This window comes from Streptomyces sp. NPDC057638 (assembly GCF_042800315.1).
Lineage (GTDB): Bacteria > Actinomycetota > Actinomycetes > Streptomycetales > Streptomycetaceae > Streptomyces.
This window is the reverse complement of record NZ_JBHVHF010000067.1, coordinates 22776-30875: the sequence shown is the minus strand read 5'-3', so window position 1 is coordinate 30875 and position 8100 is coordinate 22776. Positions and strand designations below refer to the sequence as shown.

Here is an 8100-nt window from a genome sequence, read left to right as displayed (position 1 = left end):
GCCCTCGACGGCAGCCGGGCCGGACCTTCCGCGCTCTCGCGTCAGCTCTCTGCGGTCACTCGCTGATGCCGTAGTAGGCGGCGAGGAACTGGGCGATCTCCTGGGTGTGGGGGGTGAGGGCGGGGAGGTGGGTGGTGAGGGCGGTACGGACGGCGTCGGTGAGCGTGGGCAGGGTGGTGGCGGCGGAGGAGACGTAGGGGTCGAGGCGCCGGATGAGTTCGTAGTTGCTGGGGATGTCGATGGTGCGCATGTCCCTGGCGAGGGAGGCAGGCGCGTTGGTGGGGATGGGGGGCAGGATGCGGGAGAGGAAGGTGACGCGGTGGAGGATCCGCCAGCAGGGCGGTTTGGTGTCGCTCTGGCGGGCCTGGCGCAGCGCGTTGGCGTTGGCGTCGTTGCTGTTGGCGAGCCAGGTGGGGTCGATGACCTTGTTGTAGAAGTCATCGAAGTGGGTGGTGTCCTGGGCGAGGTAGAAGGTCATGAAGCGGTAGGCGTCGACCTTGCCGGGGACCAGGACCGGTTTGCCGTTGACGTAAGCGGGGGTGCCGTCGGCCTGGTACTTCTGGAGGTCCCGGTTGGGTTTGCAGATCACGTCCAGGCTGTGGCCGCGGGAGGCTTCCTGGGAGCGGCGGCGGGTCCGGGAGTAGCCGCCGCCGAGGGTGGCGTCGAAGGTGAAGCCGTTGCCGACACCGGAGATGACGAGATTGACGTCCAGGGAGGCGACGGTCTTGTTGTTGACGGTGTAGGAGCCGGAGACGGTCTCGGTGACCACGTCGATGGTGCCGGTGGTCTCGGAGAAGAAGCCTCCGTCGGCGGTCCAGACATAGGTGTTGGCGATGTTGCGGCTGGCGAAGGCGCCGGCGGATTCGGTGTCGGGCTTCGCCTCGGGTTTGGCGGGGGTGATGCCCGTCATGCCGTGGAGGATCTTCGCGGCCTGCGCGGCGGTGGGGTCGGTGTCGTCGGTGTCGGTGGAGACACTGGCGTAGAAGTTCTCCAGTTCCTGGCGTTCGCGCAGGATGCGGCGTTTGAGGGCGTAGGCCTCACGGGGCTTGAAGTAGCTGTACTCGCCGTAGCCCGTGGCGGTCGGGTAGGCCGTGTCGAGGATCTTGGCGCCCTGGTCGGTGAGGCCGATGGCGCCGTCGAGCGTGCCCTGCTTGGTGTACTGGGAGTTGATGGGGAAGCTGATGATGTTCCAGTCCTTGGGGATGTCCGGGTTGGGGAGCATCCGGTAGGCGACCAGGTCGCCGGAGTGGGCGAGGCGCAGGGCGTAGACGTCCGCGGTCTCGGACTGGACGAGGGCGTAGCCCTTGTTGTCGGGGAGATAGCGCTTGCCGACGGTGGTGTTGCGGATGCTGGTGGGGTCTTCCCAGAATCCGGTCAGGTTGGCGGTGGTGTTGCGGTCGATGGTGGTGGCCTGGGAGACGACGGTCTCGTTGGTCCAGGTGTTGGAGAAGTCCGTGGTGTTGCTGACCGTGCCCTTGACATCGACGGTGACGATGGGATTGGAGACGCCGAGCCCGAGGGGCGCGGTGACCGACTGCGCACCGAATTTGGCACTGACCTGGGCCGAGGCCTTGAAGACCATGTCCACCCGTTTTGTCCCGGCGGAGCCCAGGACGGAGGTGACCTTGTCGGCCTCCTTGAAGGTGACGCTGGAGGCCCCGGCCGGGTCGCTCTTGCCGGTGAGGTTCTCCGAGGGCACTGGGGGCGCGCCTTCGATATAGCCGATGAGCTGGGGGTCGTACTGGACCTGGCTGACCCACTCGGTGATCAGGTCACCGACCTTGTAGCCGGTGGTCAGATGCCAGGTGCCGTCGGTGATGTGGACGTAGGCGCGCTTGAGGACACCGGCGGCCTGGCCGTCGGCGGTGTACTGGAGGTCGGCGTACTCGGCGGCGGCCGGCGGGGTGGAGACGCGTTCGTGGAAGGCGGTGCGGATGCCGGAGAGCGCGGAACGTACGGCGGCGGTGTCGGTGGAGATGGGCGCGGTGGACAGGGTGAGCGCGGGGTTGGTGGTGCCGGGGGCGAGATGGTTGCCGCGCAGGGACTGGTCCTGGAGGGCGGCCGTCTCCGGGGCGACGCCCGCGGTGGTGGAGTCGGAGTCGAAGGGCCAGTAGCCGAGCAGGTCCTGCTTGTCGCCCTTGAGGCGGGTGAAGAGGCTGTCCAGGATCTGCTCGGCGGTGCGGGCGGCGCGCCAGAGGCGGACGTCTTCGAGGGCCCCGCGGTAGAACTGGTCGTGGGTGCCGTTGATGTTCCGGGCGCCGAGGGTGAGCTGGTCGCCGCCCCAGTCGCCGAGGGGGTTGGTGGCGGGGGTGTCGGTGGGGGCGGGCTGGCCGTTGCGGTAGAGGGTGAAGGTGGCGGCGCGTGGGTCGGGGTCGGTGGTCCAGCGGGCGCGGCGGATCTTGAGGTCGTAGCCGCCCACACGGTCGGCGGTGGTGTTGCCCGTGTTCTCCTCGAAGGTCCAGCGGGCGATCAGGTTCTCGTCGCGGGGCTGCACGGGGGTGCCGAGCTGGGCGGTGTCGCGGGCCCTGGCCCAGATCCGCACCTCACCGATCGCGCCCTGGAACGGATGGACGTTCGTGCCCTCGCGGGCGCGGCCGATCTCCAGCGGGCCGTCGTTGCCGCGCGGTCCGGGACCGGTGTACCGGCCGCTCTCGGTGATGACGAGTCCCGTCAGCAGGGGGTTGGGCCTGCCGATGGCGAGTTCGGCGCCGTCGACGACGAAGGTGATGTCGTCCCAGGTCTTGGTGTCGACCCGGTCGACGACATCGGCGGTCTGGCTGGTCTCCTTGCCGTCCTGGTCCTTGTAGGTGAAGGTCTTGGTGCCCTTGATCTCCTCGGTGGACTTGCCGCCCTTGCGGACGACGGCGAGCCGGTGGAAGCCCGCCGTGACCGGGGTCGCCGAGGTGTAGCGGCGGATGGTCGAGTCGGGTTCCTCGAAGGCGAACTCCAGCCGCCCGTCGCCCAGGAGGGAGAACTGGTACGGGACGCTGCCGCCCGTACCGTCCCCGAGCTTCCCCTTGGAGACCAGGCCCTGGCGGGCACCGATCGCGTCGATCCGGGCGAAGACCTCGATGGTCAGATCCTCGGTGAGGTCCAGGGCGTCGGCGTCCGGGGTCTCCGCCCACGCGGTGCCGTCGAACCGCAGCGCCCAGGACTCCTCGTACACGGCCGCCAGATGCGCCCACTCCCCGAAGGAGTACACCTCGCGGCTCTGGCGCGCCTTGTCCGCGATGGCGGCCGCGATCCGGTAGCCGGAGAGGGGGGAGTCACCGGCCGCGGGCGGGCCGGCCAGGGTCCGGCCGTGCAGGTTCCGGCCGCTGAGATCCACCAGCTTGACGTTCCCGGCCCGGGTGGCGTCCCAGACCCAGGACCCCACCAGCCCGGGTTCGCTCCCGGTGATCCGGCGTCCCTTGTCGGCGTTGATGTCCGCGGGCGTCCGGGCCACGCTCCAGCCCCGCAGCTCGGCCATGCTGCCGGAGTAGTACCAGTAGGCCGGGTTCGCGTCGCGGCCCACGACCAGGTTGACCCGTTGCCTGGGCAGGTTGGCCGCGGTCTGGCGGGCGACCTCGACGCCGTCCCGCACGACGGTCTGGAGGCGGGTGGCACGGTCGAAGGTGACCGCCCAGTGGTGCCACTCGCCCACCGGGCAGACATCGGTGGTGGTGACGACATCGCTTGGCGCGCCGGTGTCGTTCCTCAGCTGGAACTCGAACTTCCCCTCGCTGGTGAAGCCCATGACCAGAGCGTTGGACTCGATGGCGAGGGCGGGGTTCCCCGGCTGTGAAGTGGGGGCGCGCTTGAGCCAGCACTCGATGGTGAAGTCCCCCGCCAGGGGATTCCACGGGTCGATGAGGATCGTCTGATCGGTGCCGGGGTCGAAGGTCGCGGCCCCGGGCAGGGAAGGGGCGGTGACCAGGCCGAGCGCGGCCTTGGTGGTGCCCCGGTTGGTGTGCAGGATCCGGGCCGGGGAGGACGCGGGCCGGGCGGGCTTGATCCACGCCTCCACGCTCAGGTCCCCGGCCGGGGTGGTGACCTGGTCCAGCCGCGCGGCGGGCAGGGACAGCCGCTGGGCGGTGCCGTCGAAGGTGAACGCACGGCCCGGGGAGTCCCCCCGCCAGCGGGACCCGTGCCCGGGGGTCCGTGCGGTGGCCGTGCCGTTGGGAACGGGGAGATCGTCCCGGGCCGCGCCCACCGTGACCCACCGGGATCCCCCGTCGAGGGAGGCCCCGGGCCGGGAGGCGGTGGCCAGCGAGGTGTCGTAGTCGACCAGGGACACGACCGCCCCCACCGCGGCGGCCGGGGCGGGGGTCACGGTCACCGTGGTGGCGCCCCGCTCCACGGCGGTGCTCACCCGGTGGCAGGTGCCGCCGATCCGCAGATACCCGGCGGCGGGCAGCGCGAGGGGAGCACCGGCGGCGAGGGTGACCGAGGAGCCCTGGACCGAGGCCACCGTCCCCACCGGGACGCTCTCCCCCGGTAAGCCGCTGACGGCCGCCACCAGCCCCCGCGCCGCGCGCGGCAGCCCGGGGAACGTCTCCCGCTCCGTGCCCCTGGTGATCGTCAGATCACACCGCTCGGCGATCACGGTCCCGTTCAGGGTGTGGTCGGACACGGTGATCGTGGTCGTCCCGGGGCCCAGGTCCACACCGGGGTCGCGGGCGGTCAGCAGCACGGTCTGCCCGCCGCCGGTCAGCTGCTGGGAGCCGCGCTGGGTGCCGGTGTCCAGATAGGCGGCGAAGAACTGGCCGTTGGCGCCCCGGAAGTACAGCGTCATCCGCCCGGCCGCACCGTCCATCAGGAACGGCGTCGCGTCGGTGCGCGCGAACTTCAGCAGCGCCCCGGCCGAGCTCAGACCGGTGGCGTCGATACCGATATGCGGCAGCGGCAGCACCAGGTCGGCGGCGCCCAGCAGCCCCGCGGTGAGCCGGTTCAGCTCCTCCTGGGCGAGCTGGAGCTCGGTCCTCTTCGCGGCCAGGTCCGCGTTGCTCTGAGCGATCAGGCCGGGGATCGCGTCCCGGCGGGCGACCCTGGTCGCCAGCTGGGGGCTGGTCACCATCCCCTGCATGCTCCCGACAAAGGCGGTGCAGTCATCCCACGTGATCACGCCCGTGCCGAAGAGGCCCGCCAGAAGCATCAGCCACCGGTCGTTGCCCGCGCACTGCAAGGTGAAGGCGATCGTGGGCATCCCGGAGATGTACCACCGGGCGTCCTGCGGTATCGGGTCGGCGAGCGACTGCGGCACCAGGAGCGCACGGTTGCTGGCGGTGTCCAGCGTCAGGACCCGGGTCTGCGGTCCGAGCCAGACCAGGGCCACGGCCGGATTGCCGTTCCGTCCGGGCACGCCGGGAAGCGGCATCATCCACCACTGCTCGGACGCGTCGCTCTGCAACTTCACGGAGAGAGCCGAACCCACCGACAACACCGGATCGCTGACCAGGTCGCGCAGCGGGAACGGCACCTGGATACGCAGGGCCCGCCGGAACGGGTCGTCGGTGGGGGCCTGCTCCTGTGTGATCGCCAGATCCAGTGTGGCCTTCTCCGCGGTGAGCTCGGCGATGCTCCGCTGGATCGACGCGATGTCCTGCTCCAGCCGGCCGACCAGCGCCTGCTGGGCGCTGACCCGGTCGGTGCTCTGCTCCTGGGGTCGGCCCAGCTCGGCCAGGGTCACCACGTCCGGCACGTCCGCGAGCCGCCCGTCGATGCCGACGCCGAAGTCGACGCTGGCGATATGGGCCTCGGCCGCCGGGTCCCCGGCGGGTCGGGTGGCGCAGGCCAGCAGCACCCGGGCCTGGCGCTTGACGGGCTGCGCCTCGGCCCGGTAGCCGGAGACGGCGTCCTCCTGCTGGTAGTACAGCGCCGCCGCCAGCCCGGAGACGACATCGCGGCCCTCGATGGTGAAACTCTGCCGCCGCACCCCGGGGTGTTCGCCGACGGGGGCCAGGGAGGTCACCCACTGCGGAGGGGTGTCCAGGTTGGCGTGGGCGGCGGTGTCCGTCTGGTCGTAGGCCCTGGTGCCGGTGGCCTCGTCGAAGCGGTAGTAGGCGACCAGGCCGGGCTCGCTGCCGATCAGGCGGTACGCCAGTTCCTCGGCGATCTCCTTCTGGTGCCTGGCCCTGTTCCAGATCCGCACCTCGTCGATGTCACCGCTGTAGAACGGGCCGCCCGGCTTGGCGCCGATGTGCAGGAGCGCGGTGCCGTCGCCGGAGCTCGCAAGGGCCTTGGTGCCGCTGAAGGCGCCGTCGATGTAGAGGGTGGCGGTGGTGCCGTCGAAGGAGGCGGCGATGTGCGCCCAGGTGTCCGCGGTGATGGCCCGGTCGGAGGTGACGGTGCCGCCGCTGTGGTCCAGCGCCACCTGCCCCGTGCCGGTGATCCGCAGCTGGAAACCGCCCCCCGCGCCGGACCCGCGGGCCAGCACCGGGCCGCCCGCAGCTTTCGGCTTGACCCACGCCTCCACCGTGTACGCGCCACCCCGGAACTTCAGCCCCGGTGCGTCCCCCATGTTCAGATAGTTGTTGGTGCCGTTGAACCGGAGCGCGGTCTCCGCGTGCCGGGCATCGGGCACCACCGGAACCAGGGCCTGTCCGGTGAACGGGCACACCCCCGGCTGCCGCTCGTACACCGACCCCCGGTACTGGGGATTGGGGCTGGTCCAGGCACGGCTGCCCTGGGTGTTGAACAGCCCGTCGGGATCCTGCTCGACATTGAACGCGTCGATCCGGCCCGTGGCGCCGTTGTGGGCGAAGAACTGCCACCGCTGGCGGCCCTGGACCGCGGTGGGGACGAGGACGGCGGCGAACCGGCCCCCGGTCAGGTTCCGGATCAGGTCCAGCTCCTGGGTGGGCTCGAAGAACGGTTTCCCGTCCATGTCGGCGGGGCCGAGGCTGTCCTTCTCCGACGCCGGGCGGGTCTTGTGCCGACTCCGTTTGAACCGCACCTCCGAGACGGGCTTCAACTGGCCCCCGACCAGCAGGAACCGGTCGCATAACAGCGTCCCGTCGACCACCGGCACCGCGCTGGTGCCGGACGTCACCACATCGGCGCGGGCACTGTTCCCGGTGGAACCGGCGCCGTCGGCGAGGGTGAACACCGCGTCCGTGTGATCCCGCGCGACCGCCTGCCGCAGCACCACCACATGCGAGCCGTCGGAGAGCACCTGGAACGGCGCGCCGGGCGCGGTCAGCCGGGCCGTGGACGACAGGAAGGCGTCGATCTCCTCCGGCTCCAGGACCTCGTTGGCCCCGGCCTCGGCCCGGCCGCCCGCCTTCACCACCGGCATCCCGGTCGCCCCGGCGACCGCGTAGCCGACCTTCACCACCTCGGCCGGGAACGGCACCGCGGCCGGGTTCTCCGACCAGTACGCGACGTCCAGCTCACCCTTCTTCTCATCGAACGTGGACAGGTCCAGGACCGTGTAGACGATCCTGCGCTGGTCGTCGACGGCGAACGCGATCACCGTTCCCTGATGACGCACCACCGTGGTGTGGGTGTAGACGCGGTCGCTGTAGGTCTTCACAAGACTCTGGTCAGCCGTGGTCATGGGCCATCCGTCCTCAGGCAGGCCACCCCGGTGCGGGGGCGGGCAGGTGGGAGGAGCACGTTCCGGGCATGAGGAGCCAGCCGTCCCAGGGGACGGCAAAGAAGTGGTCAAGGCGGGCTGCGCACAGCAGACCACACCGCACTCCCACCGAAAATCGAACAGAAAGCGAAAGCACCTCGAACGCCTACGGATTGGCGCGTATCCCACCCGTGAGGGGGCGAATGAGGCCACCGTCCCACGCCCGCGCCCGCACGGGGACGCACGGGGGCGCACATCCCTCCCGGCGTCGCCCCGCGCGGGCCCCGCCGCCATCCGGTCCTCCCCGGGCGGCCGTCCGCCCCCTGGCGGGACAGTGACATCACGCCGCCCAGCCCCGAGGGAGAAAATGGCTGAACCCCGGTTCACCGGTTCATCGGACCGCCGGGGCGCGCGACGGCGCGTCCTTCCCGTGTCCCTCCCGCGCCCCTCCCGCGTCCCGGCGCGGACGCCCGCCGCGCGACGGGGGGCATCGAACCGCTCGACGCGTACGGGGGACGGTTCGCTGCCCCGCGCGCCCCCGCCCG

The 8100-nt window shown here is 71.1% G+C and carries 1 protein-coding gene; it reads right to left on the bottom strand.

The annotated features are described in order from the left end of the window. Window positions 1-55: 55 nt before the first annotated feature. Window positions 56-7537: a LamG-like jellyroll fold domain-containing protein gene (locus ACFVIM_RS12670; protein WP_384300697.1), complete on the bottom strand. Its 7482-nt coding sequence runs from the start codon at window positions 7535-7537 to the stop codon at window positions 56-58. Between the last annotated feature and the right edge of the window lie 563 nt (window positions 7538-8100).

Excerpts from the sequence above, each read along its gene's own strand:
- ACFVIM_RS12670 (WP_384300697.1), bottom strand. The coding sequence starts at position 7,537 with ATGACCACGGCTGACCAGAGTCTTGTGAAGACCTACAGCGACCGCGTC.